23 protein-coding genes are annotated in these 26,569 nt (G+C 71.8%); 6 read left to right on the top strand and 17 right to left on the bottom strand.

The genetic code is table 11. From position 1 onward, the window contains the following. Positions 1-272 precede the first annotated feature (272 nt). From AB0K36_RS08195 to AB0K36_RS08225, 7 genes are all read right to left on the bottom strand, one after another. Positions 273-2,294 (bottom strand): glycoside hydrolase family 5 protein, encoded by a 2,022-nt coding sequence (locus tag AB0K36_RS08195; RefSeq protein WP_364589993.1) that lies wholly within the window; start codon positions 2,292-2,294, stop codon positions 273-275. Positions 2,295-2,602: 308 nt separating this feature from the next. Beyond that, complete coding sequence (locus tag AB0K36_RS08200) at positions 2,603-3,328, bottom strand: GntR family transcriptional regulator (protein ID WP_364589996.1); 726 nt, start codon at positions 3,326-3,328, stop codon at positions 2,603-2,605. A gap of 113 nt (positions 3,329-3,441) precedes the next feature. Then, positions 3,442-4,446, bottom strand: coding sequence for a proline racemase family protein (locus tag AB0K36_RS08205; RefSeq protein ID WP_364589999.1), 1,005 nt, complete (start codon positions 4,444-4,446; stop codon positions 3,442-3,444). A 30-nt stretch (positions 4,447-4,476) separates the two neighbouring features. After that, complete coding sequence (locus tag AB0K36_RS08210) at positions 4,477-5,397, bottom strand: dihydrodipicolinate synthase family protein (protein ID WP_364590002.1); 921 nt, start codon at positions 5,395-5,397, stop codon at positions 4,477-4,479. 65 nt (positions 5,398-5,462) lie between these two features. Then, positions 5,463-7,010 (bottom strand): FAD/NAD(P)-dependent oxidoreductase, encoded by a 1,548-nt coding sequence (locus AB0K36_RS08215; protein WP_364590005.1) that lies wholly within the window; start codon positions 7,008-7,010, stop codon positions 5,463-5,465. Further along, positions 6,991-7,314, bottom strand: a complete 324-nt coding sequence (locus tag AB0K36_RS08220; protein WP_364590008.1) for a (2Fe-2S)-binding protein — start codon at positions 7,312-7,314, stop codon at positions 6,991-6,993. Before AB0K36_RS08220 ends, AB0K36_RS08215 begins: the two co-directional genes overlap by 20 nt. A gap of 40 nt (positions 7,315-7,354) precedes the next feature. Beyond that, positions 7,355-8,542 (bottom strand): NAD(P)/FAD-dependent oxidoreductase, encoded by a 1,188-nt coding sequence (locus AB0K36_RS08225; RefSeq protein ID WP_364590011.1) that lies wholly within the window; start codon positions 8,540-8,542, stop codon positions 7,355-7,357. A 346-nt stretch (positions 8,543-8,888) separates the two neighbouring features. Here AB0K36_RS08225 and AB0K36_RS08230 point away from each other — a divergent pair, with 346 nt between their 5' ends. From AB0K36_RS08230 to AB0K36_RS08240, 3 genes are all read left to right on the top strand, one after another. Further along, a complete protein-coding gene (locus tag AB0K36_RS08230) occupies positions 8,889-11,201 on the top strand; it encodes a collagenase (protein ID WP_364590014.1) in 2,313 nt (770 codons plus the stop codon). 135 nt (positions 11,202-11,336) lie between these two features. After that, positions 11,337-12,179, top strand: coding sequence for a PP2C family protein-serine/threonine phosphatase (locus AB0K36_RS08235; RefSeq protein ID WP_364590017.1), 843 nt, complete (start codon positions 11,337-11,339; stop codon positions 12,177-12,179). Positions 12,180-12,314: 135 nt separating this feature from the next. Next, complete coding sequence (locus tag AB0K36_RS08240) at positions 12,315-13,034, top strand: phosphotransferase (RefSeq protein WP_364590020.1); 720 nt, start codon at positions 12,315-12,317, stop codon at positions 13,032-13,034. Between the two features lie 92 nt (positions 13,035-13,126). On the opposite strand, the gene AB0K36_RS08245 is transcribed toward AB0K36_RS08240, so the two are convergent. The 4 genes from AB0K36_RS08245 to AB0K36_RS08260 all read right to left on the bottom strand — a co-directional run bounded on the left by AB0K36_RS08245 (position 13,127) and on the right by AB0K36_RS08260 (position 16,071). Continuing rightward, the gene (locus AB0K36_RS08245; protein WP_364590023.1) at positions 13,127-13,753 is read right to left on the bottom strand and encodes a glyoxalase; all 627 of its coding nucleotides are present in this window, start codon (positions 13,751-13,753) and stop codon (positions 13,127-13,129) included. 5 nt (positions 13,754-13,758) lie between these two features. Further along, positions 13,759-14,223 (bottom strand): helix-turn-helix transcriptional regulator, encoded by a 465-nt coding sequence (locus tag AB0K36_RS08250; RefSeq protein ID WP_364590026.1) that lies wholly within the window; start codon positions 14,221-14,223, stop codon positions 13,759-13,761. Between the two features lie 115 nt (positions 14,224-14,338). Further along, on the bottom strand, positions 14,339-14,749 hold the full coding sequence (locus AB0K36_RS08255) for a VOC family protein (RefSeq protein ID WP_364590029.1): 411 nt from the start codon (positions 14,747-14,749) through the stop codon (positions 14,339-14,341). Positions 14,750-14,943: 194 nt separating this feature from the next. Continuing rightward, complete coding sequence (locus tag AB0K36_RS08260; RefSeq protein ID WP_364590032.1) at positions 14,944-16,071, bottom strand: GlxA family transcriptional regulator; 1,128 nt, start codon at positions 16,069-16,071, stop codon at positions 14,944-14,946. Between the two features lie 95 nt (positions 16,072-16,166). On the opposite strand from AB0K36_RS08260, the gene AB0K36_RS08265 reads away from it, so the two are divergent. Beyond that, positions 16,167-17,117, top strand: coding sequence for an NADP-dependent oxidoreductase (locus tag AB0K36_RS08265; protein WP_364590035.1), 951 nt, complete (start codon positions 16,167-16,169; stop codon positions 17,115-17,117). 345 nt (positions 17,118-17,462) lie between these two features. On the opposite strand, the gene AB0K36_RS08270 is transcribed toward AB0K36_RS08265, so the two are convergent. Next, positions 17,463-17,642 (bottom strand): hypothetical protein, encoded by a 180-nt coding sequence (locus AB0K36_RS08270; RefSeq protein ID WP_364590038.1) that lies wholly within the window; start codon positions 17,640-17,642, stop codon positions 17,463-17,465. A 197-nt stretch (positions 17,643-17,839) separates the two neighbouring features. Here AB0K36_RS08270 and AB0K36_RS08275 point away from each other — a divergent pair, with 197 nt between their 5' ends. Further along, positions 17,840-18,256, top strand: coding sequence for a hypothetical protein (locus AB0K36_RS08275; RefSeq protein WP_364590041.1), 417 nt, complete (start codon positions 17,840-17,842; stop codon positions 18,254-18,256). 806 nt (positions 18,257-19,062) lie between these two features. Continuing rightward, the gene (locus AB0K36_RS08280; protein WP_364590044.1) at positions 19,063-19,704 is read left to right on the top strand and encodes a hypothetical protein; all 642 of its coding nucleotides are present in this window, start codon (positions 19,063-19,065) and stop codon (positions 19,702-19,704) included. A gap of 563 nt (positions 19,705-20,267) precedes the next feature. Here the strand turns inward: AB0K36_RS08280 and rbsD are convergent. The 5 genes from rbsD to AB0K36_RS08305 form a co-directional block, all read right to left on the bottom strand. Next, positions 20,268-20,660, bottom strand: a complete 393-nt coding sequence (gene rbsD / locus AB0K36_RS08285; RefSeq protein ID WP_364590047.1) for a D-ribose pyranase — start codon at positions 20,658-20,660, stop codon at positions 20,268-20,270. Then, complete coding sequence (locus AB0K36_RS08290; RefSeq protein WP_364590050.1) at positions 20,657-21,664, bottom strand: ribokinase; 1,008 nt, start codon at positions 21,662-21,664, stop codon at positions 20,657-20,659. Before AB0K36_RS08290 ends, rbsD begins: the two co-directional genes overlap by 4 nt. 353 nt (positions 21,665-22,017) lie before the next feature. Next, positions 22,018-23,985: an ABC transporter permease/substrate-binding protein gene (locus AB0K36_RS08295; RefSeq protein WP_364590053.1), complete on the bottom strand. Its 1,968-nt coding sequence runs from the start codon at positions 23,983-23,985 to the stop codon at positions 22,018-22,020. After that, complete coding sequence (locus AB0K36_RS08300) at positions 23,975-25,516, bottom strand: sugar ABC transporter ATP-binding protein (protein ID WP_364590056.1); 1,542 nt, start codon at positions 25,514-25,516, stop codon at positions 23,975-23,977. The genes AB0K36_RS08295 and AB0K36_RS08300 overlap by 11 nt, the downstream gene beginning before the upstream one ends. Further along, positions 25,513-26,547, bottom strand: coding sequence for a LacI family DNA-binding transcriptional regulator (locus tag AB0K36_RS08305; RefSeq protein WP_364590059.1), 1,035 nt, complete (start codon positions 26,545-26,547; stop codon positions 25,513-25,515). Before AB0K36_RS08305 ends, AB0K36_RS08300 begins: the two co-directional genes overlap by 4 nt. Positions 26,548-26,569 lie beyond the last annotated feature (22 nt).

The following is a 26,569-nucleotide window of genomic DNA, read 5'->3' on the forward strand; positions in this document are numbered from 1 at the left end:
CCAGGGCCCACCGGCGGGAGCGGGTGTGCAGCGTGGCTCCCGGGCCGTACCGCTCGGCCCATCCCGCCAGGCCACGTCGGCACGGACCTACGTGGCGCAGGTTTGCACTCTGCGGAGCAACTGGTGGCGCCTCGGCCCGGTTCGCCGGGCCCGTCGACCACGCCGCACCCGGTACCACCTTCCCGGTCGGCCGGGCCGCACCTACCGGGGTCGTTCCGCCTGGTGAGGGGCAGGTCCACGTTCGTGCTCGGGTGCCCGGCGAGGCGACCCGCTCAGCCCAGCTTCCGGCACAGCAGCGCGTCCGGTGTCCGGGACGAGCCCACGCGGCCGGTGTACGCGATACCCGCCGCGTACTCGTCGTCGGCGCACTGGCCCTTGAACCGGCCGTACGCGAAGTCCCCACCGCGGGCCTCGGGCGGACGGTTGTCGCCCCGGTCGAACCAGACGGTACGGCCGCCTGAGCCGAGCGGCGTCCGGGCCGCTACGCACAGAGCGGCCGAGACGGCTGCTCCGCGGACGCTGTAGCCGGTGAGAAAGTGGTCCGTGGGGCACTGGAGCTTGGTGTAGCCCGACGCCCAGTCGCCGCCCGGCCGGACATGGCGCTCGTCGCGCACCACCTCGTACGGGCCGTCGGGCGCCCAGAGGTCACGCGCCGCCACGTCGGTGCACAGGCCGCGGCCCCCGGTGTGGGCCAGGCCCGCCAGTCGCTGGCCGTCGGGGCAGGCCGCCTTGCGTGCGCCGACGTCCCAGTCGCCCGCGGCCCGCATCCGCAGCGACTGCACGAAGTCGCCGTGGTCCGGGCCGAGCATCGACCAGCGGTCCGTGGACGGCACGGGGCCGGTGCGCCCCTCGGCGGCGACGAGACGGCTCCACGCGCCGGCGCGCCAGTCGTCACCGTCGAAGACGCCGATGCGCCGGCCGGCGGAGTCCCAGTGGAGCAGGGCCCAGCCGTTGCCCTCGCGGTCCTCGTGCCAGCCGACCATCGGCCAGTACGCGAAGTCGGCGTCCCTGGCGATGAGATGGTCGACGAAGTTCTCGAACCAGGCGCGTGGCTTCTCGCCGTGCTCGTCCCGGCCGCCGATCCCGAACTCGCTGATCCACACGGGAGCGGTGAAGTGCCGGCCGGCCTGGCCGGACACGTAGAAGGCCTGCCGGTCGAGCACGTCGAACAGTTCGTCGCGGCCGAAGTCGCGGTAGCGGTTGTCGGAGGTCTCGCCCACACCGGTGGCGCCGGTGTGGTGGGGGCCGGTGTAGTCGTAGAAGTGGGCGGAGTAGACGAGCTTGCCGGACCGTACGAGCGTGTGGGACAGCCGCTGGACGGGTTCCAGCGTGGGGCGCCCGTGCGGAAGGCCGTCGACGGGGACGCCGGTCCAGTTGATGCCCTCGACGACGATGAGGAGAGCGGGATTCGCCTCCTGGAGGATGCGGTCACCGACACGCTGCGAGGCGGCGAACCAGTCATGGCGGTCACCGAGGCCCCAGTTGGGGTCGTCCCAGACCGAGCGGCGCACCTCGTTGTAGAGGTCGGCGCCGACGACGCGTGGCTCGTGACGGTAGCGGCGGGTCATGAAGAGCCAGTCGGCCTCCCATTCCGCGTCGGCGCGGCTGGCGTTCCAGCGTTCGTTGCCGTCGACACCGCAGCACCAACGGGTGGTGTTGGTGTGGTTGTTGAGGATGACGGCGAGTCCCGCGCCGGTGAGGGCGGCGACGACGGCGTCGTAGACCTGGAGGGGCGTACGACCCCGCAGGGCCGGATTGGCGGCCACCGACGCGTCGGCGACGGGGCGCCGGTCGTGCACCATCTCGTTGGAGAAGGGCAGACGGACGCTGTTGAGCCCCAGCTCGCGGAAGCCGGCGACGATCTCGGACATGGGGGCGCGGTCGAGCCCGAGCGGAATACGGTCCGCCTTCTCGCCCGCGTGGTGGTTCGCCGGGTCCTCGCGGTCACCGGTACCGGTCCAGGTGCCGCTCGCGCCGTGCCAGTTCCCGGACTTGAGCTTGAACCGGTTGCCGTCGGCGTCGACGATGTAGCGGCCGCGGGTGCTCAGCGGCGGGGTCCAGTCGGGGGCGGCCGAAGGAACGGGACCGGAGGCGTGCGGCGGGACGGGGCCTGAAAGGGGAGCGGCGGGAGGGGGGACGGGGGCCGCCTCGTTCGGTAAGGCCACGGTCGACGCCGGCGGGAGCGGTGGCGCCGTAGCCGCCGCGTCTGCCGGGATCGCGGCCGCCGTGCTCGCCAGGAGCGCGACCAGGGCGGTCATGACGACCGCCCTCACTGTGCCGAGGGATCCGTTCATGACCGACCGTCCGTTTCCGGCGCGCGCCCCGCGACCGGCCGGTCGACGTACGCCGGAGCTGACACGGGCCATGGCCGAGGGGGCGTGTGTTGACACCGCCATAGTGGCGGGGTGCGGCGCCGGTGAACAGAGGGTCGTCTGGTACGGCCGTCCTTGGACGGCCGGCTGGTCGTCATCTCCTGGAGCGACGACGGCGCCCCGCTCGCCCTCCTGGCCTTCCTTGTCGCAGGCGGCCACTCGGCGTGCGCCCCGGCCGACGCCGAAGAGCCGTGCGGGGCCGCGAGCTCACCTGCGGACCCCCGGCCGTCTCAGCGGGCCGTGCCCAGCCGCCTCTTGGGACCGCGCGCGGCGGCCTGCCGTTCCTTCTCCTGCGCGCCCTCGGCCCAGAGCGAGCGCACATGTCCGAGGTGGCGGGCCATGCACTTCTCTGCGCCCCGCGCGTCACCCGCCACCATCAGGTCGAGCAGCTCGATGTGCTCCTCGGCGGAGGGGATCAGCTGGTCCCGCTCGTCCAGTGCGGTCAGCCCGTACAGCCGCGAACGCTTGCGCAGATCGCCGACGGTCTCGACGAGCCGGTCGTTGCCGGCGAGCGCGAGCAGGGAGAGATGAAACCGACGGTCGGCCTCGAGGTAGCCGATGAGGTCGTGATCGCGCGCGGCGCGCACGATCTCTTCGGCGACCGGCCGCAGCGCCTCCAGGTCTTCGCGGGAGGCGCTGCGGGTGATCCTGCGGACCATCGGGACCTCGATCAGGAGGCGGATCTCGGTGTACTGGTCGAGATCGCGCTCGTTGACCTCGGTGACGCGGAAGCCCTTGTTGCGGACCGGCTCGACGAGGCCCTCCCGGGCCAGGTCGAGCATCGCCTCGCGCACCGGTGTCGCGGAGATCCCGAAGTCCTCGGCAAGGCCGGGCGCCGAGTAGACCTCGCCGGGACGCAGTTCGCCGGAGATGAGCGCGGCGCGCAGGGCGTGGGCAACCTGGTCACGCAGTCGCTCCCTGGTGGTGATGAGGTTGCGCTGCTTCAGGTGGCCCATGGTGGTGGTGTTCCCTTCGCCCTTTGGCCTCGTGGCCGAGAGAGGATCACCAGCGTACAATGTCACGTTGTTTTCGCAGGTGGCTGGACCGTCGAACCCGTACAGCACCGCAGCTACAGGAGGAACCCCGCGGGGAAGGGGTCGTCCGGGTCGAGGAAGTACTGCGCGGTGCCTGTGATCCAGGCGCGTCCGGTGATGCGGGGCACGACTGCCGGTACCCCGCCGACCTCGGTCTCCGCCACGAGACGGCCGGTGAACTCGGTACCGATGAAGGACTCGTTGACGAAGTCGCGGTGCAGGGGCAAGGCGCCACGGGCGTGCAGCTGCGCCATGCGCGCGGAGGTGCCGGTGCCGCACGGTGAACGGTCGAACCAGCCGGGGTGGATGGCCATGGCATGGCGTGAGCGGTGCGCGTCCGAACCGAGGGCGGCGAGATACACGTGCTTGACCCCCGCGATCTCGGCTTGCTCCGGGTGGACGGGGCGGTCCGGAGACGCGTTGATCGCCTCCATCAGGGCGAGTCCGGCCGCGAGCAGTTCGTCCTTGCGGGAGCGGTCGAACGGCAGGCCCAGCGAGCCCAGTTCGACGAAGGCGTAGAAGTTCCCGCCGAACGCGAGGTCGTACGTCACCGTCCCGTACCCCGGCACGTCCACCTCGCGGTCCAGGCCGACGCAGAATGCGGGGACGTTGGTGAGCGTGACCGCCTCGGCCGCCCCGCCCTCGACCCGCACGTCGACGGAGACGAGCCCGGCGGGGGTGTCGAGGCGGACGGTGGTGACGGGTTCGGTGACCGTGACCATGCCGGTCTCCACGAGGACGGTGGCCACGCCGATGGTGCCGTGCCCGCACATCGGCAGCAGGCCGGAGACCTCGATGTACAGCACGCCGTAGTCGGCGTCGGGGCGGGTCGGCGGCTGGAGTATCGCGCCGCTCATCGAGGCGTGGCCGCGCGGCTCATACATCAGGAGCGTGCGCAGATGGTCCAGGTGCTCGATGAAGTGGAGCCTGCGCTCGGCCATCGTGGCACCGGGGACCACCCCGACGCCTCCGGTGATCACACGCGTGGGCATGCCCTCGGTGTGTGAGTCGACGGCGTGGAAGACGTGACGGGTCCGCACAAACGTCCCTTCCTGCGAGGTGGATCGGGGTCAGTGGTGGCCGTCGGCGACGGCCTTCTCGGTCGCCGCGCGCACCGCGGCCGCCGCCGCGGCGGGCAGCGGCGTGCGCGGCGGACGGGCGGGGCCGCCGCGGCGGCCGACGACGTCCATGGACACCTTGATGGCCTGCACGAACTCGGTCCTGGAGTCCCAGCGCAGCAGCGGATGCAGTGACTTGTAGAGGGGCACCGCGGTGTCGAGCCGACCGGCGACGGCAGCGTGGTAGAGCTCGGCGCAGGTGGCTGGGAAGGCGTTGGCATAGCCGGCGATCCAGCCGACCGCACCCGCGAGGGCGAGCTCCAGCAGCACGTCGTCCGCGCCGATCAGCAGATCGAGGTCCGGTGCGAGTTCGCCGATCTCGTAGGCCCTGCGTACATCGCCGCTGAACTCCTTGACGGCCACGATGCTGCCGTCGCCGTACAGCCGGGCCAGGAGGGCGGGGGTGAGGTCGACCTTGGTGTCGAAAGGATTGTTGTAGCCCACCACGGGCAGCCCCACGCGGGCGACCTCCGCATAGTGGGCGCGTACCGCCTGCTCGTCGGCGCGATAGGCGTTCGGCGGCAGCAGCAGCACGCTTCCGCAGCCCTCCTCCGCGGCCTGTTCCGCCCAGCGGCGGGACTCCGCGCTTCCGTAGGCGGCGACGCCGGGCATCACGCGCGCGCCGTCGCCGGCGGCTTCGACGGCGGTGCGGACCACGCGGGCACGCTCGTCGCCGGTGAGGGTCTGGTACTCGCCGAGGGAGCCGTTGGGCACGACGCCGTCGCAGCCCTCGTCGATGAGCCGGCGAACGTGCTCCGCGTAGGCGTCGAGGTCGACGGAGAGGTCGTCGCGCAGGGGGAGAGCGGTGGCGACCATGATGCCGCGCCAGGGGCGGTCGGTGGTCCAGGCGAGGGTGGCTCGGGTGGCGGTCATGCGGGACCTCTTCCGTAGGGTGTGACATTTCGTAGAGCCGTGTGGGGTCGCACGAGCCGGGTCCCTCAGTCGTGGGGTCCGACGGCGCCGTCCGGACGGTCGGTGTCGGGTTGTTCGGCCTGCTCGGGTGGCGTGGCGGACGGCTCGCTCGGGTCGAGGGCTCCGAGCACGCCCAGCGGCACGGGCCCCGCGAGCGGCCGGCGCTCGGGAGACGGCGGCGCGGACGGGGTGCCCTCACCCGCCGCGAGGCAGGCCACGGCCGCCCCGCACATGCGGCCCTGACACCAGCCCATGCCCGCGCGGGTGAGGAGCTTGACCGTGCGGGCGTCACGGGCACCGTAGGCGTCGACCGCCTCGCGGACGGCGCCCGCCGGCACCTCCTCGCAGCGGCACACTTCCGTCGCGTCGTCCAGCCAGTCGGCCCAGCCTTTCCCCGGCGCGTGCACGGCGGCCATGGCACCGGCGAAGGCACGCATACGCTCCCGCCTCCGTCGAAGCTCCCGCATCCGCCCCTCACGCGCCGGTCCGGGTTCGCCGCGCACCTGGGCGGCCACCGCGATGCCCGCGATCTCGCCTTCCACCCGCGCGAGTTGGGCACCGCCGATGCCGCCGGTCTCGCCCGCCGCCCACAGACCGGGCACCGAGGTCCGCTGCAGTGCGTCCAGTGCGAGGGCGTGCGTCCCGTCGTGCGTCCGCCGTGTGGCGCACCCGAGGCTGGTGGCGAGTTCGGTCTGCGGAAGGAGGCCGTGCCCCACGGCGAGGGCGTCGCAGGCGATCCGGCGGCCCGTCCCCTGTACGGGCCGCCAGTCCCGGTCGACCCGGGAGACGGTGACCGCCTCCACCCGGTCCGTGCCGTGGACCTGGGTCACCGCGCTGCGGGTGCGCAGCCGCACGCCGTGCCTCAGCAGCGCCGCACCGTGGGCCACGGCCTCGGCGAGCTTCAGCGGGTCGGCGGCGAGGACGGCCGGCCTGCGCGCGTATCCGAGATAGCCGGCTGCCTCGATCACCGCGGGCACGCGGGCTCCGGCGGTGGCGAGCGAGGCGGCAACGGCGAGCAGCAGCGGACCGCTGCCCGCGACGACGACGCGTCTGCCGGGCAGGACGAGTCCCGCCTTCAGCATGGCCTGGGCTCCTGCTGCGCCCACGACTCCTGGCAGCGTCCAGCCGGGGAAGGGCAGTTGGCGTTCGTACGCGCCGGTCGCGAACAGGACGTGGCGGGCCTTTACGCGCACGGGGTGCTCTCCGTCGCCGTCCGCTCCGGTGACCGCGTGCGCCGCCCACCGCGCGTCCGCCCCGTCCTGCCGTTCCACGGTCCAGACGTGGTGACCGGCGAGGTGGACGACATCGCTCGCCTGGAGGCGGCGGCGCAGACCGGCGAAGGCGGACCAGTCGTGGTGCAGGGCCTCCGGGCGCACCGCTCCCACAGCCGGGGCGGGGTGGCGGTAGAACTGGCCGCCGATCCGGCCGGCTGTGTCCAGCAGGGCGACCGAGAGCCCACGTTCGGATGCGGTGACGGCGCCCGCGAGGCCGGCGCAGCCCGCGCCGATCACCGCGAGGTCGTACACCGTGGCGTACGGGTCGCCCGCCGCCCGGTCAGACGGCGAGTTCGGCATGGCCGTGTCCTTCCTGAGTGGTGACCGTGTCACCGGGACGGGCGGGCACCAGACAGGCCCGCCTGTTGGGCCGCCCGTTGACCGTGGCGAGGCATTCGTAGCAGTGGCCGATGCCGCAGAAGGCTCCGCGCGGGCGTCCGTCCCCGCGCGTGGTGCGCCAGGCGAGGACGCCGGCCGACCAAAGGGCGGCGGCGACGGACCGGCCGGGGAGCGTGGTGATCGGGCGCCCGTCGAAGGTGATCTCGAACGAGGGCTGTTCGGGTGTCGCGCCGACGAGTTCGGCGGGGGTGCGGTCACGGGCCACGGTGCGTCTCCGTCTCAGGGTGTCCGGGGTGGCCGGGGCGTCAAGGTGTCCGCGACGTTCCGGGCGAGGCTCGGTCGAAGCGGTCCGGCCTGAACGGCCCGATGTCCATGGGGAGTCCACCTCCGGTCAGGATCCGGGCGACGATCACGCCGGTGGCAGGGGCGAGTCCTATCCCCGCACCTTCGTGCCCGCAGGCGTGCAGCAGGCCGGGCGCGCGTGGGTCGGGGCCGATCGCGGGCAGATGGTCCGGCAGGTACGGGCGGAATCCGGCGTACGTGCGTATCGCCCGTACCCGGGAGAGCACCGGGAACAGGCGGGTCGCCTGGGCCGCGAGGCGGCGCAGGACCTCCACCGACAGGGTGCGGTCGAAGCCGACCCGTTCCCGGCTCGCGCCGATCAGGACGGGGCCCGCCGGGGTGCCCTCGACGACGGCGGAGGTCTGGAGCGCCGCCGAGCCGCTGGCGACATCGGCGACGTAGTCGGCCGTGTAGACCTTGTGCCGCACCACGCGCGGCAGCGGCTCGGTGACCAGGACGAACCCCCGGCGGGGAAGCACCGGCAGGTCCACTCCCGCGAGCCCGGCGAGCCGCCCGCCCCACGTACCGGCGGCATTCACCACACAGGGGGCGTGCAGATCACCGCTCGTCGTCCGTACGCCCCGTACCTCGCCACCCGCGCCCTTGAGCACGCGGATGACCTCCTCCCCCAGCCGCAGGTCGACCCGGCCGTTGCCCTGCCCGCCCGCGGCGCGCAGCAGGTGCGCCGCGGCGAGTGCGGGTTGCACCTGGGCGTCCTGCGGATAGTGGAAGCCGCCGGCCAGGCCCGGGGCCAGGTGGGGCTCCAGGTCGCGGAGCCGGCCGTCGGGGACCTCCTGGTTCTTCACGCCCGCCCGCTCCTGCCGGGCGGCGAGGTCACGCAGGACCGCCAGGGATGCCTCGCCGGAGGCGACGACCAGGCCGCCCTTCGCCTCGTACTCGGCACGGGGCGGCAGAACGTCGGACAGTTCGCGCCACAACCGTACGGAAAGCAGGGCGAGTTCGAGTTCGGGGCCCGGCTCCTTGTCGGAGACCAGGAGGTTGCCCTCACCGGCTCCCGTCGTGCCGCCCGCGACGGGACCGCGGTCGATCACGGTGACGGAGAGGCCGGAGCGGGCCGCGTAGTAGGCGCATGCGGCGCCGACCACGCCCGCGCCGACGACGATGAGATCCGGGGAGTTCCTCGTGAGCACGTCAGTAATATTTCACATTGCACTTGTGCTGCCAAGGGTCCGGCCGGGAGCGGCAGTTCCGTCAGGGCCTGGTCGTGCAGCTTGAGGTGGGCGGCCTGCCGTTGCCCCCGAGCCCACTTGACGGGGCACGACCGACAGATCCGGAAGGCACGGCTCTTTACAGTGCCATTTCACATTACTACGTTACGCATCACATGAGGCCAGTAACTTGCGCCCGCGCCAAGGCGGTTGACGCCTGCGGCACGCTTCACCGCACAGCGCATCTCTTGCCACCTCCCACACAGGAGCCGATGTGTTCCAGCCGAGAAACCCGCGCTTACCCCTGCACCTCGTCACGCGCAGATCCATGCGCACAGTCCTGCTCACCGCCGCGGCCGCACTCGCGCTCTGCGTGACGGCCGTCCAGCCCGCCGCCGCCGAGCCCGCCCTCACGACTCCCGCCGCGCCTTCGGCGATACGGCCGGCCTCCGAGCCGGACCGCACCGACAAGGTCGACCGACTGGCCGAGGCCCCGGACCACCGGGCCGCCCGTCCGCTGCCGGCCCCGGGCGGCCTCACCGCCGGCCGCGTCCCCGGACCTCGAACCCCTGAACAGAAGGGCAGGTCCGAGGCCGGCGCGGCGAATGCGCCCTGCACGCTCGACGGCGTTGCGGGCCTCAACCCCGCACAGTTCGCGGACTTCCTCGCCGACCCCGCCGTCACCGCCGACCACTGCCTTCGGTCGATCCTGTGGACCTGGGACCAGCGCCTCGTCCCGGTCATGTCGGACGCGCACGTCCAGGCCGTCTCCCGGCGCATCACCGGCCTCGCCGACTCCCACGACGGCCGGAACGGCAGCCACCTGCCGGAGATGTTCACGTATCTCCACGCCGTCGCCTACCACGACTTCTCGCGCGACGAGATCGACGTCACCGACCCGCCGACACTGACCACCATGCGCCGTGCCGTCGCCCGCTTCGGCTCGGCGCCCCGCACCTTCGACGTCACCCGAGCGAACGCCGAGTCCCTCCGTGAAGCTCTCTACGCGGCCTCGGCACCCGGCCTGCGCCAGTACCAACTCGGGCTCGTCAAGCGGGTGCTGGCGACCATGGACACCCGGCACCCCGACACCGCCCAGGACACTTCATGGGCCGGGGCCGCCCTCGCCGCGCTCAGCCTGAACTACCTCGGCGTCCACCCCGGCAACCAGGACACCGCCTTCCACGCCGCGGCGAAGGCCGCTCCCTCCTACCGGGCCGCCTTCCGGGCCTTCGCCCGGCACACCCACCTCAAGGACCGGCCCAACGCATGGGTCGTGCGCGACGCGCTGAGCGAGTACGGCCGCTTCGGCCAGATCGACGGACTGCGCACGGAGACCGCCTCCGGCCTCGGCGCCCTTCTGGACGTCACGGCACGCACGTTCGGTGACATGAGCGCCCCGTGGGCCACGGTCGCCACTTGGCTGGGGGTGTACGAAGCCTGCGCCCCCTACCGCGTGTGCGCGTCGGACATCGAGAAGCGCCTCTTCCCGTACACCTACGTCTACGGCGCCGAGGGCCTCGACCGCATCAGGGTCCGCACCGGCCTCGGCCGGGGCACCGTCGACCAGTTGTACTACGCGAGCAAGCAGGTCAAGGCGCAGTTCCACCGTGTGGTCGGCAGCGAGGAGCCCCTCACGGGCGACCCCAACTCCGCCCTGAACATCGTGCTGTACTCCTCGCGCAAGGAGTACGAGATCTTCCACCCGCTCCTGACCGGCATGGGCACCGACAACGGCGGCATCTACATCGAGAAGGGCGCGACCTTCTACACGTACCAGCGCCGAGTGCCGCAGGACTCCTCGCTGACCCTGGAGGAGTTGTTCCGTCACGAGTACGGGCACTACCTCAACGGCCGCTGGGCGGTGCCCGGCTTCTTCGGCGAAGGGCCCTGGTACGACGGCGACCGGACCACGGCGATGGACGAGGGCACAGCCGAGTTCTTCGCCGGCGCCAGCCGCAGCGACGGCGTCAAGGTGCGCACGTCGCTCGTCCAGGGCGTCATCGACGACACGGCGAACGGTGGACCGCGCATGACGGTGGACCAGCTGCTGCACGCCACGTACGACGGCGACGGCTTCCGCTTCTACGACTACGCGGGCACCTTCTTCGAGTTCCTCTGGACCGAGCGCCCCTCCATGCTGCGGGAGATGTACCGCACCCTGCGCGCCGACGACCCGGCCGCGTTCGACGCCTGGCGCGACCGTCTCGGCAGGGACGCGGGGCTGCAGAGCACGTACGACGCCTTCCTCGACACGCAGATCGCCCATGTCGACGAACTGTTCGTTCCCGACACGGCCTATGTCCCGCTGGACCAGCTGCGCGAGGGGTCGGCCGACGAGGTTCGCGCCTCCTTCATCGCTACGACCGGAAGCGTCCCCGCATGCCATGGCAGCGGCACGGCGGAGCGCCCGCGGTTCGTGTGCATCGGCCGCATCACCGCGAACCTGACCGACGCCGGCGACGCCGACCTCGTCTTCAAGGACATGTCCCGGACGGTCGACCACTTCCTCCTCGACCGCGCCGCGGGCGGTGTGAACAACCTGATCGACATGAACTGCTCGTTCGACGACGTGGACATCTGGCCGGGCGGACGCGGGGGAACTTCCGACTACACGTGCGAGGGGCCCCTCCGCGCCTGACGGTCCGCACGGGACCGCACACGACCCCCGCGCGTGTCACCGCCCCACACGGTGGCGCGCGCGGGCCTTCTCGGTTCCGGTCCATCACGATCACGATCGCGACGAGTCCATCCGGGTCTGTCAGGATCCCTCCCGATGAGCGAGAACGAGAACTGCGTCCAGTGCGGCGGGATCGTCGCCCCGGACGGCCGCTGCTGGGAATGCGGCCACGCACAGCCGGCCTTCCGGTCACACGTCGAGGTCACGGCCCCGGGCGGCGCCGCGGGCGTCAGTGACCGCGGCAAGCGGCGCGGTGTCAACGCGGACGCCATGGCCCTGGCCCGGCGCGGCGACTGGACGATCGGCGTCGTCTGCGACGGCGTCTCCATGTCACCCCGGTCGGAGCGCGCCGCGCAGGTCGCGGCCGAGGTGGGGGCGCGTGTGCTGGCACTGCGGCTGCCGGCCGGCGTACTGCCGGAGACGGCACTCGGCGAGGCGGCGGCCCGTGCGGCACAGGCGGTCACCGCCTTGGCCGCCCCGACGGACACGGACGTGGCACCGGCCTGCACGTTCGTCGCCGGCGTGGCCGGCCCGGCGGGAATCTGGAGCGCGTCGATCGGCGACAGCCGGGCCTACTGGCTGCCGGACGAGGGCACGGGCATGACACTCACCGAGGACGACATCGGGGAACACGACGCCCTCGCCGCATGGCTGGGCGCGGACGCGGAGGACACGGAAGCACGCGTCCGGAGCTACCGGCCCTCCGTGCCCGGTCGCCTGCTGCTCTGCACGGACGGGTTGTGGCGCTACCTGCCCGACGCCGAGGGCCTGCGGGACGTGCTCACCCGTCTGCCCCGGGCATCGACCGACGCCATCGATCTGCTGCCGCAGGCAAGGGAGTTGGTCCGCTACGCGCTGGACTCCGGCGGGCACGACAACATCACCGCCGTGCTCGTCCCCGTCGAGGCGACCACTCCCCCGGCCCGCTCCGCCCGGTGAACGCCGACGCCGGGCGGCCCGGCCGTATGACCGCCCTCGGCGCCGAAGAACGGGGCCGACGAGAGCGGCGGGCGGCGGGCGCCGGGCACGGGGCACGGGGCACGGGGCACGGGGCACCGGCAGTAGATTCGTCCGATGCAGACGACGGGCGAGTTGCTGGGGTCGGGCCGCAGCGCGGACGTGTACGTGATCGACGGCGAGTGGGTACTACGGCGCTCGCGCCAGGGAACCGGTGCCGCCTCCGAGGCGGCGCTGATGAAGCACCTGGCCCGCCACGGGTATCCGGTGCCGGACGTGGACCCGGGCCACCCCGCTTGCGCGGTCCCGGCGACCGACTTGGTGATGCGGCGGCTGTCCGGGCGCACGATGGCGCAGGCCATGGCGGACGGTTCGACGACGGCCGAGGAGGGCGGGGCCGCCCTGGGGCGACTGCTGCGGCGGTTGCACTCCGTCCCGGCCCCGACGGGCGTGGCGGCCATGGAGGCCGGCGGCCCCTCGGCCCGGATCCTCCACCTGGACCTCCACCCGGAGAACGTGCTGCTCACGGCGGACGGCCCGGTGGTCATCGACTGGACGAACGCCCGGCTCGGGCAACCTGCTCTCGACTGGGCGATGTCGGCGCTCATCCTGTCGCAGGTGGCACTCGAGTCCCCGCTCGAGGTCGCAGTCGGCATACGCCGGGTACTGGCGGCCATGCTCGCCGTCGCGGGCAGCGAGGTCGACGTCGTCGGCCGGCTTCCTCAGGCAAGGGCCCGCCGCGCCGACGATCCGGGTATGAGCGCCGACGAGATCGCGCGCCTGGACGAGGCCGTCGCCTTCGCCCGATCCGCGGCCGGCTCACCGTCCCGCCTCTAGGCCGGCGCGCCCGTCATGCTTCCTCCGGCCGGTCGGGTCGGTTCGTGCCCAGCCCCTCCCCTGTGAGGAGGGGACTCCGCACGTGGTCACCTTCAGGGTGTGGGAGCAGGCGCCGCGGCTTCCCACGCGAATCCGTCGGGGTCGGTGAAGGATCCGCCGTCGCCGCCGATCACGAGCCGGTGCGATCCCGTGCCGTCGGGCGAGACGCCGGCCACCTTGGCCAGGCCACGTCGCTTGTACAGCGCCAGCTTGACGGGACCCGTCCCGGCGGCGAACTCGACGTACTTGCTGCCGAAGCTCTTCGCGACGGGGAGGCCGCGGTCGGCGTAGAACTGCTTACTGGCCTTCACGTCCTCGACGCCCAGCAGGAGCACGAGCTCGTCGATCTTCCGGGTGGCCGGGCCGGTGTCCTTCTTCGACGACGACGCGATCTGCCAGATCGTCCCGTCCGGGGCCTGTACGACGCCCCCGTAGCCCCAGAGCGACTTGGTGGCGGGCTTCAGCGTCGCGGCGCCGGCGTCCACGGCGGCGTCGACGAGGGCGTTGACGTCGGCCGGCTGGGACACCACGAGCGACAGCGTGAATCCGCGGAAGCCGGTCGTCGGTGCCTCCGAGGCCCGCAGGCGCAGTTGCGTGCCCAGACCGAAGGCGGTCGTGTAGAACTTCTCGGCGGACGTGGGGTCGGCCACCTCGAGGGTGACGCATTCGATGTTTTCCATGGTCCTCACGCTAGTTCCGGCTCTGCGACCGGTGCTTCTTCATTCCTGACCGTTCCTGTCGCCTGCTTCGCCACGCGCGGCGGCATGCCCTCGGCAGCGCCCGTCACGCGGCGCCGGTAGGCGCTGGGCGGCATGCCGACGAGCTCGGAGAAGCGGGTGCTGAAGGTCCCCGGGGACGAGCAGCCGACCGCCAGGCGAACCTCGGTGACGCTCAGGTCGCCACGGCACAGCAGCACCGTGGCGCGCTCGATGCGGCGGGTCATCAGGTAGGCGTACGGCGACTCGCCGTACGCGATCCGGAACTGGCGGCTCAAGTGGCCGGGGGACATGTCCGCGCCGCGGGCCAGTGCCTCGACGTTCAGCGGCTGCGCGTACTCCCGGTCGATCCGGTCACGGACGCGACGCAGTCGCGCGAACTCGCTCAGGCGGTGCGCCACGGTGAGTGCGCGCGCCCATGCGGGACGACACATGAGACAACCCCTTTGCTTGGAGGAGGGAACGGCGGGGAGCGGACCGCGACGGACGGACCGCACCGAGCGACCGCGACGGACGGACCGCGCGGGGTGACCGCCACGGACGGACCGGTCAGCGGAGCTCCTGGATGCGGATCAGGTTGCCCGCGGGGTCACGGAAGGCACAGTCGCGGATGCCGTACGGCTGCTCGGTCGGCTCCTGGACGACCTCGGCGTCGCGTGCCTGCACCTTCTCGAACGTGTCGTCGAGGTCCGGGGTGGCCAGCAGGATCCAGCCGTAGGTGCCCTTGGCCATCATCTCGGTGATGGTGCGGCGCTCGTCCTCGGTGACGCCGGGGTCGGCGGCCGGCGGCGCCAGGAGGATGGACGTACCGGGCTGGCCGACGGGGCCGACGGTGATCCAGCGCATCTTGCCCTGTCCGACGTCGCTGCGGACCTCGAAGCCGAGGGCGTCGCGGTAGAAGGCCAGGGACGCGTCCGGGTCGTCGTGCGGGAGGAAGCTCGTGTGAATGGTGATGTCCATGACGATCATGCTAGGGACGGCTCAGGGACCGCGCTTCTCGATTCCTGACCGATACGCCATCTGTTCCGATCCGGCGCCCGTCTCGTACTCCGCCGGCCCCCACCCCGGCCCTCAGCCTGGGCGCGGTCCGCAGCGGGCGCGCCGAGCGCGAAGGCGACGCTGCGCAGTGGCGGACGACGTCCGGGGCGTACTGGTCATGCTGTGGCGGGTCGGGCCTCGGGGCCGTGTCCACGGGCGACCCCGGACGCTCCCGCCCCGATCCCGCGCCGGGCTGTCCGGACACCCGCCGAGGCGTGGAACGTGCGGCGGTACGCGGCGGGCGGGACGCCGACGAGTTCTCGCATGTGCTGGCGCAGGGAGTTGGCACTCCCGAATCCGGCCCGGTCCGCCACGAGGTCGATGGACAGGTCGCTGGTTTCCAGCAACTGCTTCGCGAACTCGACCCGTTGGGTCGTGAGCCACTGACCGGGAGTGAGGCCGGCCTCGTCACGGAACCGCCGGGTGAAGGTCCGCACGCTCATCCCGGCGTGTCCCGCCAGTTCCCCCAGGGTCAGCGGGCGGTGCAGCCGTTCGAGCGCCCAGGCGCGGGTTGGCGCGGTCGTGGCGGCGGTGGGGGCGGGCACCGGACGCTCGATGTACTGGGCCTGGCCGCCGTCCCGCCACGGGGGGACGATGCAGCGCCGGGCCACCTGATTGGCGAGCGCGCTGCCGTGGTCACGGCGGACCAGGTGCAGGCAGACGTCGACACCGGCCGCCGCGCCGGCCGAGGTGAGGAGATCGCCGTCGTCGACGAAGAGCACGTCCTCGTCGAACCTGACCCGCGGGAACAGCCGCCGGAAGTGCTCCGCCTCCGCCCAGTGGGTGGTGGCCGGGCGGCCGTCGAGGAGCCCTGCTGCGGCGAGCACGAAGGCGCCGGTGCAGATCGACATGATCCGGGTACCGGGCCGGATCCTGGCCAGGGCTGCCGCCACCGGCTCGGGCAGCACGCCCCGCTCTCCGATGACGCCGAGGCGGTGCGTGGCGGCGACGACCACGGTGTCCGCGCGCTCCAGGGCCTCGGCACCGTGCTGGACGTCGATGGAGAAGCCAGCTTCCGTGCGCACGGGACGGCCGTCGGGGGTGCAGACGTCCACCGCGTACAGCGCCGTGCCGTCCTCGCCGCGGGCGGTGCCGAAGATACGGGCGGGAATGCCCAGTTCGAAGGTCATCACGCCGTCGAGGGCGAGCACGACGACCCGGTGCGGGTCGGATCCGGGTGGCACGACGCAGCCCTCCTCGGGCGTCCATTCCGTGATCCGGGCGCGCTGCCTTTCGAGGGTCATGGCCAGATTCTGTCACATCATGGCCATCCGGCCAGTTCTGCGGGACCGGCCGAGCGCGGAAGGTGGTCGGGTACATCGGACACGGAAGGACATTCATGAACGGCACCACGATGCGCGCGATCTCCGTCCCCTCCTGGGGAGGCCCTGAGACCCTCACCCCCGCCGACCTTCCCCGGCCCGTGCCGGGCCCGACCGAGATCCTGGTCAGGGTGCACGCCGCCGGGGTGAACCCGGTCGACTGGAAGACCCGGGCGACGGGCGGCTTCGGGATGCACGGCGAGCCGCCGGTGCTGGGGTACGACGTGTCGGGTGTCGTCGAACAGGTGGGGCCCGGCGTCACGCTGTACCGGCCGGGCGACGAGGTCTTCGGCATGCCCGAGTTCCCGCGGCAGGCCGGCGGCTACGCCGAGTACGTCACCGGTCCGGCGCGGCACTTCGCCCCCAAGCCCGCGGGACTCACCCACATCGAGGCGGCCGCCCTGCCGCTCGCGGGTCTGACCGCATGGCAGGCACTGGTCGAGACGGCGGGCCTCACCGACGGGCAGCGGGTCCTGATCCACGCGGCGGCGGGCGGCGTGGGCCACCTCGCCGTGCAGATCGCCTCGGCACGCGGCGCGTACGTCGTCGGCACCGCCCGTGAGGACAAGCACGCGCTGCTCAAGGAACTCGGCGCCGACGAGCTCATCGACTACACCCGCCAGGATTTCGTGACGGCGCTGGGCAGGACCGTCGACGTGGTGCTGGACTCGATCGGAGGGGACTACGGGCCGCGGTCGCTCGCCGTGCTGCGGGACGGCGGCACGCTCGTCACTCTGCCGTCGCCGGGCGAGGTACCCGCCGGCGCGGGCCGAGGTGTGCGCGCCGGCTTCACGCTGGTGGAACCCGACTCCACGGGCATGCGGGCACTGGCCGGACTGGTCGAGGCGGGGCGGCTGCGGCCCGTGGTGGAGACCGTGCTGCCGCTGGAGCGGGCCGCGGACGCCCACCGCCTCGGCGAGGCCGGCCGCACCAGGGGCAAGATCGTCCTCTCGGTCCGCGAGGGCTGACGTTTCCGGCGGTCCGGGGCCTGCCCGGCCCTCTCGGGCGCGGGCGCACCGGGCATCCGGACCGTCGGAGTCCGGTCACCTGGAACGGTTCGTGTCGGGTGGCCTGCGCCACCAAGGTCGCGACTCTGCCCGAGGCAGCGTCAGCGGTCGTGCCGGACCAGGCTGTGCACGAGCACGGACAGCGCCACCACGATCACCGTCACGTGGAGCCATCCGGAACCAGCCGCGGCATCCACGGCCGCCGTTGTCATCAGAGCCATCATGTCCTCCGGTTCACGTCACCGAGCGAGCCGAACGGGCCGCGCGAGCAACGGGCACGAGGCATCGGCGAGGGCCGTAAGGCCCTCAGCGCCGACGGGCCCGGCCGGACCTCCAGGACGTGCCGACGCCTGCGACATGGAGCGCGAGCAGCATCAGGCCCAGGAGCATCACGTTCGTCGACGCGAAGACTTCGTTCGTATCGATCTCGGCGGCGTTGATGAGGAACGCGATGAAGAACATCACCGCGGCGGCCAAACCCAGCATCGGACAACTCCCTCACATCGTGTTCGCTTACGGCTCGTCTGCCCCCGCACCCCGAAGTCAGACCTCCCGCCGGCACGACCCGAGCCGCGGACGCCGCTGTCGGCGGTCGGCCGTCCACCACCGCCGCCTCACCCTCCATGTTTGTCGCTATTCGTCCTCCACGGCCCGCGGAAAAGTGCACGCTATTTGGCGTTGTCGTGAAGAAGTATTCACCCGTCAGAAACGGAACCCCGGTTGCCGGTTGGCCTGTTGGCGTGATCTCATCCTCGGGAACGGGAGTCCTGATCGTGGATGCCCATTCCGGGCACAAGGCGACCGCTCACGTCGGCCCGCTTTCCCTTGGCGCGCGTACGGTCGGCGTCATTTCAGGAATCCCCCCGTATGGAAAGGGAGAGATAGTGCGTAACGGCTTCACCCCGGTTGAGACCGCCGAAATTTCCGACAGCGAGCTGGACGGCATTGCCGGCGGTATCGCGAGCGCCCACGCCGGTGTCAACGGCTACGGCGCCGCTGTGAACGTCGGTGACGTCGTCGGCGCCGTCCAGTCCGTCGCGTCCGTCGTTCCGGTCGCCGCGGCCACCGGTCTCGTCTCGGTGCAGACCACCGGTATCTGACGCTCCATAGAAAGCCGAGATGGACCGCTTTCGGTCCTGTCGGCCATGGGCATTGCTCGAACGGGCCCCGGAATGTCCTGTCCCGGGGCCCGTTCGCATACCCCTTCACGCCCCAGGCGTGCCTTTTACGTCCCGTAAGGAACCACCGGGCAGCGGGAATTCCGGTACGGCCTGCGAGCCGAATTCCACGACGATCACCGTCTGCCGGAGCGTGGCCCGCATGCGCAGGGCTTGATCAAGTTCCGTAGGTGTCCGGATCGTTGGTGATGCCCAGGATGGGGACTGCCGGACAGGCCCTAGGGTGGTCCCTCAGGACTGCCTCACCGATGACCTGCCGTTGCTGGAGTTGCTGTGCGCCGCTGACGATGATCTCCCCTCCAGTGCCCGTGCCTGCGTACCGTACGTCTCGCCAGGGACATTTGCAGCGGCCCCACCGACATCGCGTTCGTATCGAAGCCGTCGTTCGGGGCAGGGCGCGCGGACCGGGCCGGCGTCCAGGCTGAGAAAGACGTCGATGCCGGCGGTCTGTCCAGGCCTGCGGAGCTGGTGACGCCCTCCCCGCGTCACGCACTCGAGAAGGGGAGGAAGTCATACCAACCCCCAAGGCCGGTCACCCCCGTTACGGGGTACGTAGAAGTGCAGCGGGGGCACGAAGGCCCTGTTCATCCGCCTGTGGGCCCGCAGGACTCGGCGCTCCCAGACGTCTCCGCCACCTGACGCTCACCAAGCGTGCACATAGGTCTGACAAACTACGCGGGACATCTCCGCATCGGCGGACAACTCACCCATCAGCGAGGATTTGGCAAATGCGCAAGGCGCGTATCGCACTGACGGCCGTTCTGGTCACCACGCTCGGCCTCGGGCTCACGGCATGCGGCGGCGACAGCGAGGACGGGGCGACGGAGAAGGAGTCGCCGACGGCGACGGTGCCCGCGCCGGACGGGGCGAGCCCTAGCGCCGATGGCGGCAAGAGCGAGGGCGGCGACGCCCAGCCCGCGGGCGATGTCACCGCGCCGGGCGCCGGGCTCAAGGTAGGCGACAAGGCGGTCCTGCCCTTCGAGTACGCCAAGAAGAAGGGCACTCTCGCGATCACCGTCACGGCGATCGACAAGGGCACTGAAGCCGACATGTCCCAGTTCGGCGAGCGAGCAAAGGGCATGACGCCGTATTTCATCAAGATGAAGGTGGAGAACGTAGGTGACACCGACCTCTCGCGCGCGTACGTACAGCTGAGGGGCCTTCTCGACGGCGGCCAGAGCACAGGCGTCTCGCTGATCGGCGACATCCCGGGCAAGTGCGACAAGGAATCCGCGCCCGCCGAGTTCGGTAAGGGAGTGTCGTTCGAGACCTGCTCGCTCGCCGCGTCGCGGAGCGGCGATGTCACGGGCGCCGAATTCGACGAAGGCGACGCGTACAGCGACAAGCCGGTCGTCTGGACCGCCGGCTGATCCATCACCGGACACCGGCCGTCGGGCCCACGGGGTGGTTCAAGGCGGGCCCGACGGAGCTCACGGAGGAGTTCCTCCTCGGCTGTCGAGCAGCGCGAGCCACACGCTGCAGCTGACAAAAGTGAGCGCTGATTCCATGAGCCCAATTCATTGAGCGCTCAGTGCTGCATTGACGAAATCGGCCTCGTCCAGCGCGTGGTGAGGTCGGGATGTCAGGCACGGTTCTCGTTGCGGATCATGCGGCGGAGGCTGGTACGGGCGGCGGCGCAACCTCGCCATCGGCGTGCTGAAAACCCTCGGAGCCGACAACATCGCCAAGACCACCCGGGCGATCCGCGACGAGCCCCAACGCGCACTCCCCATCCTGGGCATCACCAACGATCCGGACACCTACGGAACTTGATATAAAGCCCTGCCGCATGCGCCGATGGCGACGGCACTGGCCGGCCGCGACCACCGCGCGGATTCATCGCCGTCCAGCCGTTGGAGCACACGGTGAAGGGACGACCACCGTTTCCTCACAGACAACGGACGGGGACGCCGCCCGCACCGACACTTCGGATTCAGAAGAAGACGCCGCAGTGCAGCAGCACGTTCGCGTACGGCCGCGCCTCCCCCGTCCGTACCACCAGGCGGGCGTCCCGGCTGCGGGACTTGAGCTCGTCGTGCATGACGAAGTCCAGTGCCGGGAGCCGGTCCGCGAGCAGGCGGGCGGCGGGCGGATTGGCGTCGTGGACCTCATGGGCGGCGGTCGCGGAATCGATCACCAGCTCGTCGAGCAGACCGTCGAGCACATCGGCGAAGGACGGTATGCCGGCCCGGAAGGCCAGGTCGACCACGCGCGGGCCCGACGACGGGACCGGCATGCCGATGTCGCAGACCAGGACGGTGTCGCCATGGCCCAACTCGGCCAGTGCGCCCGCCAGATGACGGTTGAGAATTCCGGTCCTCTTCATCGCGCCCCGGCCTCCTCCACGGACTGCGCGGACCCCTTGGCGGACCGCCCAGCCTCCTCCACGGCCGGCAGTGGGTCCCCCACGCCGGGGAACGACTCCTGCGCGCCCCTGCCGGTGACGGCCGCCGCGCCGACCCGGACCGCGAAACCGGCGGCCTCGGCCAGGCTTTCGCCGAGTCCGAGCCGCCAGGCAAGGGCCGCCGTGAACGCGTCACCCGCACCCGTCGTGTCGACCGCGTCGACCTTCGGGCTCGGTACGCGCACGCAGCCGCCCGCCTCCGCGACGAGTGCCCCGTCCGCGCCCAGCGTCACGACGACCGAGCGCGGGCCGAGGGCCAGGAGGTCGCGCGCCCAGTCCTCCGGACGGTCACTGGCCTCGCCCAGCACGTATCGCGCCTCGTGCTCGTTGACGACCAGGGGGTCGCAGGCGGCGAGCACGTCCGCGGGCAGCGGCGCCGGCGGGGACGGATTGAGTACGAGCCGGGTCCCTGACGGCAGCGTCCGGGCCACCTCGGCGACCGTGTCGAGGGGAATCTCCAGCTGGAGGGACACCACCCGGGCACGGGCGAGCAGTTCACCCGCGCCCCGGATGTCGCCGGGGGTCAGCCAGCCGTTGGCGCCGGGTGAGACGACGATGCTGTTGTCGCCCGACGGGTCGACGGTGATCAGCGCGACGCCGGTCGGCGCCCCGCCGACCAGGACGCCGCCGGTGTCGACGCCGGCCGCCCGCTGCGAATCGAGCAGCAGCCGCCCGTGGGCGTCGTCGCCGACCCTGGCCAGCAGCGCGGTGCGGGCGCCGAGGCGGGCGGCGGCGACGGCCTGGTTGGCGCCCTTGCCGCCGGGGTGGACGGCCAGGTCGGAGCCGAGGACCGTCTCGCCCGCGGCGGGGCGGCGTTCGACACCGATGACGAGGTCGGCGTTGGCCGAGCCCACGACCAGCAGGTCGTAGTCCTCCGGTCCCTGCCGGGCACCCTCCTGCGGGCGCGTCTCTCCACGCTCGTCCATCCGAGAACCCTCTTCCTGCGGCGTCATGAGAGGCCGGCCGCCTTCCTGCGCGGCCGTGCGAGCCCGGCCATCTTCGTGCTGGGCGGTGCGAGCCCCGCCACTTCCCTGCGGCGCCATGAGAGGCCGGCCACCTTCCCGCGCGGCCCTGGGAGCCCGACCGTCTTCCCGACCGGCCCTGGGAGCCCGACCGTCTTCCCGACCGGCCCCGGGAGCCCGACCACCTTCGTACTGGGCCGTGCGAGCCCCGCCACTTCCCTGCGGCGCCATGAGAGGCCGGCCAACTTCCCGCGCGGCCCTGGGAGCCCGACCGTCTTCCCGCCCGGCCCCCGGAGCCCCGCCACCTTCCCGCGGTGTCATGAGAAGTCGGCGACGTTCTCGCGGGTGACGACCTTGACCGGGACCTTCACCATGCTCTCCACGCTCTTGCCCTGCGCCGCCAGGATCGCGTTCTTGACGGCGATCTTCCCCAGTTCCGCGGGCTGCTGGGCGATCGACGCGTACAGGGTGCCCGCCTCGACCGCCTTCAGGCCGTCGGGGGTGCCGTCGAAGCCGACGACGGAGACCGAGCTGCCGGCCTTGCTGCCCAGCGCCTTGACCGCGCCCAGCGCCATCTCGTCGTTCTCGGCGAAGACGCCGTTGATGCCGGAGTTGGCCTGGAGCAGGTTGGTCATGACGTCGAGGCCCTTGGTGCGGTCGAAGTCCGCGGGCTGCTTGGCAAGCACCTTGATGCCCGGGTAGTCCTTGAGGCCCTCGGCGAAGCCCGCGCCGCGCTCGCGGCTGGCGGAGGTCCCGGCCGTGCCCTGAAGGATCACGATGCTGCCCTTGCCGCCGAGCTTCTCGGCCAGTGTCTTCGCCGCGAGCTTGCCGCCGGCGACGTTGTCGGAGGCCACCAGGGTGCTGGTCTCGGCCTTGTTCACGCCACGGTCGGCGGCGATGACGGGGATGTCGGCCTTGTTGGCGCCGCGCACGGCAGGGCCGACGGCGTCGGAGTCGACCGGGTTGACGATGACCGACTTCACTCCGGAGCTGGTGAAGTTCTGCAGCTGGTTGGCCTGCTGGGAGGCGTCGTTCTGCGCGTCGGTGACGGTGAGGTCGATGCCCGCGGCCTCGGCCTCGGCCTGCGCGCCCTCCTTCATCTGCACGAAGAAGGGGTTGTTGAGCGTGGACAGCGACATGCCGATCTTCGTGTTCGTCGACGACGGGCCGGTGTTGAGGAGCGAGACCGCGCCGACGACGGCGGCGACGATCGCCGCGGCGACGGCGAACTTCGCGGCGCCCTTCTTCTTTCCGCCGGGGCTTCCGGTCCCGGCAGCGGCCGCGCCGCCCCCCGTGGCGCCGGCACGGCGGCGGAGCGTGTCCAGCAGCACCGCGAGGGCGATGACGACACCGATGACGACCTGCTGCCAGAAGGCGGACACCGACAGGAGGTTGAGGCCGTTGCGCAGCACGGCGAGGATCAGCGCGCCGATCAGGGTGCCGGACGCCTTGCCGACGCCGCCGGCGAGGCTGGCGCCGCCGATGACGACGGCGGCGATGGCGTCGAGCTCGTAGCCCTGTGCGGCCTGCGGCTGGGCGGAGGCGAGCCGGGAGGCGAGGACGACGCCGGCGACGGCGGCGAAGAGACCGGACAGGGCGTAGATGACGAGCTTCTGCCGCTTGACGCGCAGGCCGGACAGCCGGGCGGCCTCCTCGTTGCCGCCGATGGCGTACATGGAGCGGCCGATGTAGGTGCGGCCGAGGATCAGCGCGGTGAGCAGCCCCATCGCGATCATCACGAGGACGGGGACGGGGAGCCAGCCGCCGAGCGTGTCGCCGAGCCCGGTCACGGACTCGGGGAACGCGATGGGGCTGCCCTGGGAGATGACGAGGGACAGTCCGCGGCCGATCGACAGCATCGCGAGCGTGGCGATGAACGGCGGCAGTTTGCCGTACGAGACGAGCGCGCCGTTGACGAGGCCGCAGGCCGCGCCGGTCGCGACGGCGAGGACGACGGCCAGCCACACCGGCACGCCCTCGCTGGTCGCCGTCCAGGCCAGCACGGTGGCGGACAGCGCGGCGACGGAGCCGACGGACAGGTCGATGCCGGCGGAGACGATGACGAAGGTGACACCGAACGCGAGGATCGCGGTGACGGCGGCCTGGACGCCGACGTTGAGCAGGTTCTGCGTCGTCAGGAAGTCTCCGGAGAGCAGCGACATCGCGACGAGCAGGACGACGAGGGCGGTGAGTGCGCCGTTGTCGAGGAGTATGCGACGGAGCGCGGAGCCTCCCGCCGGGGCGCCGCTCGCGCCCCTGTCGTTCTTCAGCGTGTCAGTGGCCACGGGGGCTCTCCTCTTCGTTCACTGCGGGGTCATTCGCGGGAGTGGCGGTGGTGACGGCGAGGGCCATCACCGCGTCCTGGGTGGCTTGTTCCGCGTCGAGTTCGCCGGCGATCCGGCCTTGGGCCATGACCAGCACCCGGTCGCTCATGCCGAGCACTTCCGGCAGGTCGCTGGAGATCATCAGGACCGCGTGGCCGGAGGCGGTGAGCTCGTTGACGAGCTGGTAGATCTCGACCTTGGCGCCGACGTCGATGCCTCGGGTGGGTTCGTCGAGGATCAGTACGCGGGTGTCGGCGAGCAGCCACTTGCCGATGACGACTTTCTGCTGGTTGCCGCCCGACAGGGTGCGTACATGCTGGCCGAGGCCCGCCATGCGGACGCCGAGCTGCTCGGCGATGCGGGCGGCGGCCGTGCGCTGCGCCTTGAGGTCGACGAGTCCGGCGCGGGTCGCCGAACGCAGGGTGACCAGGCCGAGGTTCTCCTGCACGGAGGCGTCGAGGACCAGACCCTGTCCCTTGCGGTCCTCGGGTACGAGTCCGATCCCGGCGCCCATCGCGGCGCCCACGTCGTGGGTGGGCAGCGTGCGGCCGGAGACCTGGACGCTGCCCCGGTCGTAGGGGTCGGCGCCGAAGACGGCGCGGGCGACCTCGGTGCGGCCGGCGCCCACCAGTCCGGCGAGGCCGACGACCTCGCCGGCCCGTACCTCGAAGCTGACGTCGTGGAAGACACCGTCACGGGTCAGTCCGCGGACGGACAGCAACGGCTCGCCCGTCTCCGCCCGTTCGCGCGGGTACTGCTGCTCGATGGAGCGGCCCACCATGAGCCGTACGAGTTCGTCCTCGGGCGTCGAGGCGGGCACCTGGTCCACGGACCGGCCGTCACGCAGGACGGTGACGCGGTCGCCGAGGGCGGCGATCTCCTCGAGGTGGTGGGTGATGAAGACGATGCCGACGCCGTCCTCGCGCAGTTGCCGCACGATACGGAAGAGCTTGTCGACCTCCTCCGTGGTCAGCACGGCGGTCGGCTCGTCCATGATCAGGACGCGGGCGTCGAGGCTGAGGGCCTTGGCGATCTCCACCATCTGGAGTCGGGCGATGCCGAGTTCGCGTACGCGTGCCCTCGGGGACACCTGGACTCCGACCCGGTCGAGGAGCTTCTGCGCCCGGGCCTCCATCGTCCTGCGGTCGATCATGCCGAAGCGCCGTGGCTGGCGGCCGAGGAAGATGTTCTCGGCGACCGTCAGGTCGGGCACCAGGTTGAACTCCTGGTAGATGGTGGCGATGCCGAGGCGCTCCGCGTCCTGGGCGCTGTGGATGCGCACCTCCCGCCCCTCGGCGAGGATGCGCCCGCTGTCGGGCCGGTAGGCGCCGGAGAGCATCTTGATGAGGGTGCTCTTGCCGGCTCCGTTCTCGCCGAGGAGGACGTGGACCTCGCCGCGGCGCAGGTCGAAGTCGACGGAGTCGAGAGCGACCACACCGGGGAAGGTCTTGCGGATGCCTTCGATGCGCAGCAACTCGTCCGGGCTGCTCACAAGTTGCTCCTTTGCTGGGACGTGGTGGGGACGGGGGCCGGCGGCTCGCCGCAGGAACGGCGTACGACGAGGGTGGCGGGGAGGGTGACGGACTGCGGGGGTCTGCCTTCGATCAGGTCGACCAGCGCCCGTACGGCGGCTCTGGCCAGATCGGCGGTCGGCTGGGCGATCGCCGTGATCGGCGGGTCGGTGTGGACGAACCACGGGATGTCGTCGAAGGCGGCGAGTCCGATGTCGTCGGGGACGCGCAGCCCACGGGCGCGGATGGCGTCGAGTGCGCCGAGTGCCATCAGGTTGTCCGCCGCGAAGACGACCTCGGGCGGCCGGGGCAGGTCGAGGAAGCGCTCGGTGGCGCGGCGTCCGCTGTCGGCCTGGAAGTCGCCCTGGCCGATGTACTCGTCGGGCAGCGGCAGTCCGAAGGCGTGCAGCGCTGCCCGGAAGGCGTCGACGCGCTCCTGTCCGGTGGTCGTGGCCGCGGGTCCTGCGATGATCGCGAGCCGTCGGTGGCCGAGGCCGTGCAGGTGGGCGACGAGGTCGCGGACGGCGGCGCGGCCGTCCGCGCGGACGACGGGGACGTCGACGCCGGGGATCCACCGGTCGACGAAGACCATGGGGGTACCGCCGCCGGCCGCGTCGAGCATCAGCGGGGAGCGCCCGTCGGCGGGCGAGACGAGCAGACCGTCGATCCTGCGCTCGAGCAGGGTGCGGACGTGGTGGTCCTGGAGGTCGGGCTGCTCGTTGGCGTTGCCGATGATGACGCTGTAGCCGCGGGTGCGTGCCTCCTCCTCGACGGAGCGGGCCAGCTCGGTGAAGTACGGGTTGAGGACGTCGCTGATGACGAGACCGATGGTGCGGGTCTGGTCGGTGCGCAGCGACCGGGCGACCGCGTTGGGCCGGTAGCCGAGCGCGTCGACGGCGGCGAGGACGCGGGCCCTGGCCTCGGGGCTGACGGAGGGGTGGTTGTTGAGCGCCCGCGAGACCGTCGCGACGGACAGTCCCGCGGCGGCGGCCACATCCTTGATGCCGGCCATGTCCGGACCACCTCCTTGTGGA

It is taken from the genome of Streptomyces kurssanovii, assembly GCF_040677245.1.
GTDB classification, from domain to species: domain Bacteria; phylum Actinomycetota; class Actinomycetes; order Streptomycetales; family Streptomycetaceae; genus Streptomyces; species Streptomyces kurssanovii.

Excerpts from the sequence above, each read along its gene's own strand:
- AB0K36_RS08260 (WP_364590032.1), bottom strand. The coding sequence starts at position 16,071 with ATGACCCTCGAAAGGCAGCGCGCCCGGATCACGGAATGGACGCCCGAG.
- AB0K36_RS08265 (WP_364590035.1), top strand. The coding sequence starts at position 16,167 with ATGAACGGCACCACGATGCGCGCGATCTCCGTCCCCTCCTGGGGAGGC.
- AB0K36_RS08200 (WP_364589996.1), bottom strand. The coding sequence starts at position 3,328 with ATGGGCCACCTGAAGCAGCGCAACCTCATCACCACCAGGGAGCGACTG.
- AB0K36_RS08255 (WP_364590029.1), bottom strand. The coding sequence starts at position 14,749 with ATGGACATCACCATTCACACGAGCTTCCTCCCGCACGACGACCCGGAC.
- AB0K36_RS08230 (WP_364590014.1), top strand. The coding sequence starts at position 8,889 with ATGCGCACAGTCCTGCTCACCGCCGCGGCCGCACTCGCGCTCTGCGTG.
- AB0K36_RS08280 (WP_364590044.1), top strand. The coding sequence starts at position 19,063 with ATGCGCAAGGCGCGTATCGCACTGACGGCCGTTCTGGTCACCACGCTC.
- AB0K36_RS08250 (WP_364590026.1), bottom strand. The coding sequence starts at position 14,223 with ATGTGTCGTCCCGCATGGGCGCGCGCACTCACCGTGGCGCACCGCCTG.
- AB0K36_RS08240 (WP_364590020.1), top strand. The coding sequence starts at position 12,315 with ATGCAGACGACGGGCGAGTTGCTGGGGTCGGGCCGCAGCGCGGACGTG.
- AB0K36_RS08210 (WP_364590002.1), bottom strand. The coding sequence starts at position 5,397 with ATGACCGCCACCCGAGCCACCCTCGCCTGGACCACCGACCGCCCCTGG.
- AB0K36_RS08215 (WP_364590005.1), bottom strand. The coding sequence starts at position 7,010 with ATGCCGAACTCGCCGTCTGACCGGGCGGCGGGCGACCCGTACGCCACG.
- AB0K36_RS08195 (WP_364589993.1), bottom strand. The coding sequence starts at position 2,294 with ATGAACGGATCCCTCGGCACAGTGAGGGCGGTCGTCATGACCGCCCTG.
- AB0K36_RS08305 (WP_364590059.1), bottom strand. The coding sequence starts at position 26,547 with ATGGCCGGCATCAAGGATGTGGCCGCCGCCGCGGGACTGTCCGTCGCG.
- rbsD (WP_364590047.1), bottom strand. The coding sequence starts at position 20,660 with ATGAAGAGGACCGGAATTCTCAACCGTCATCTGGCGGGCGCACTGGCC.
- AB0K36_RS08245 (WP_364590023.1), bottom strand. The coding sequence starts at position 13,753 with ATGGAAAACATCGAATGCGTCACCCTCGAGGTGGCCGACCCCACGTCC.
- AB0K36_RS08270 (WP_364590038.1), bottom strand. The coding sequence starts at position 17,642 with ATGCTGGGTTTGGCCGCCGCGGTGATGTTCTTCATCGCGTTCCTCATC.
- AB0K36_RS08235 (WP_364590017.1), top strand. The coding sequence starts at position 11,337 with ATGAGCGAGAACGAGAACTGCGTCCAGTGCGGCGGGATCGTCGCCCCG.
- AB0K36_RS08290 (WP_364590050.1), bottom strand. The coding sequence starts at position 21,664 with ATGGACGAGCGTGGAGAGACGCGCCCGCAGGAGGGTGCCCGGCAGGGA.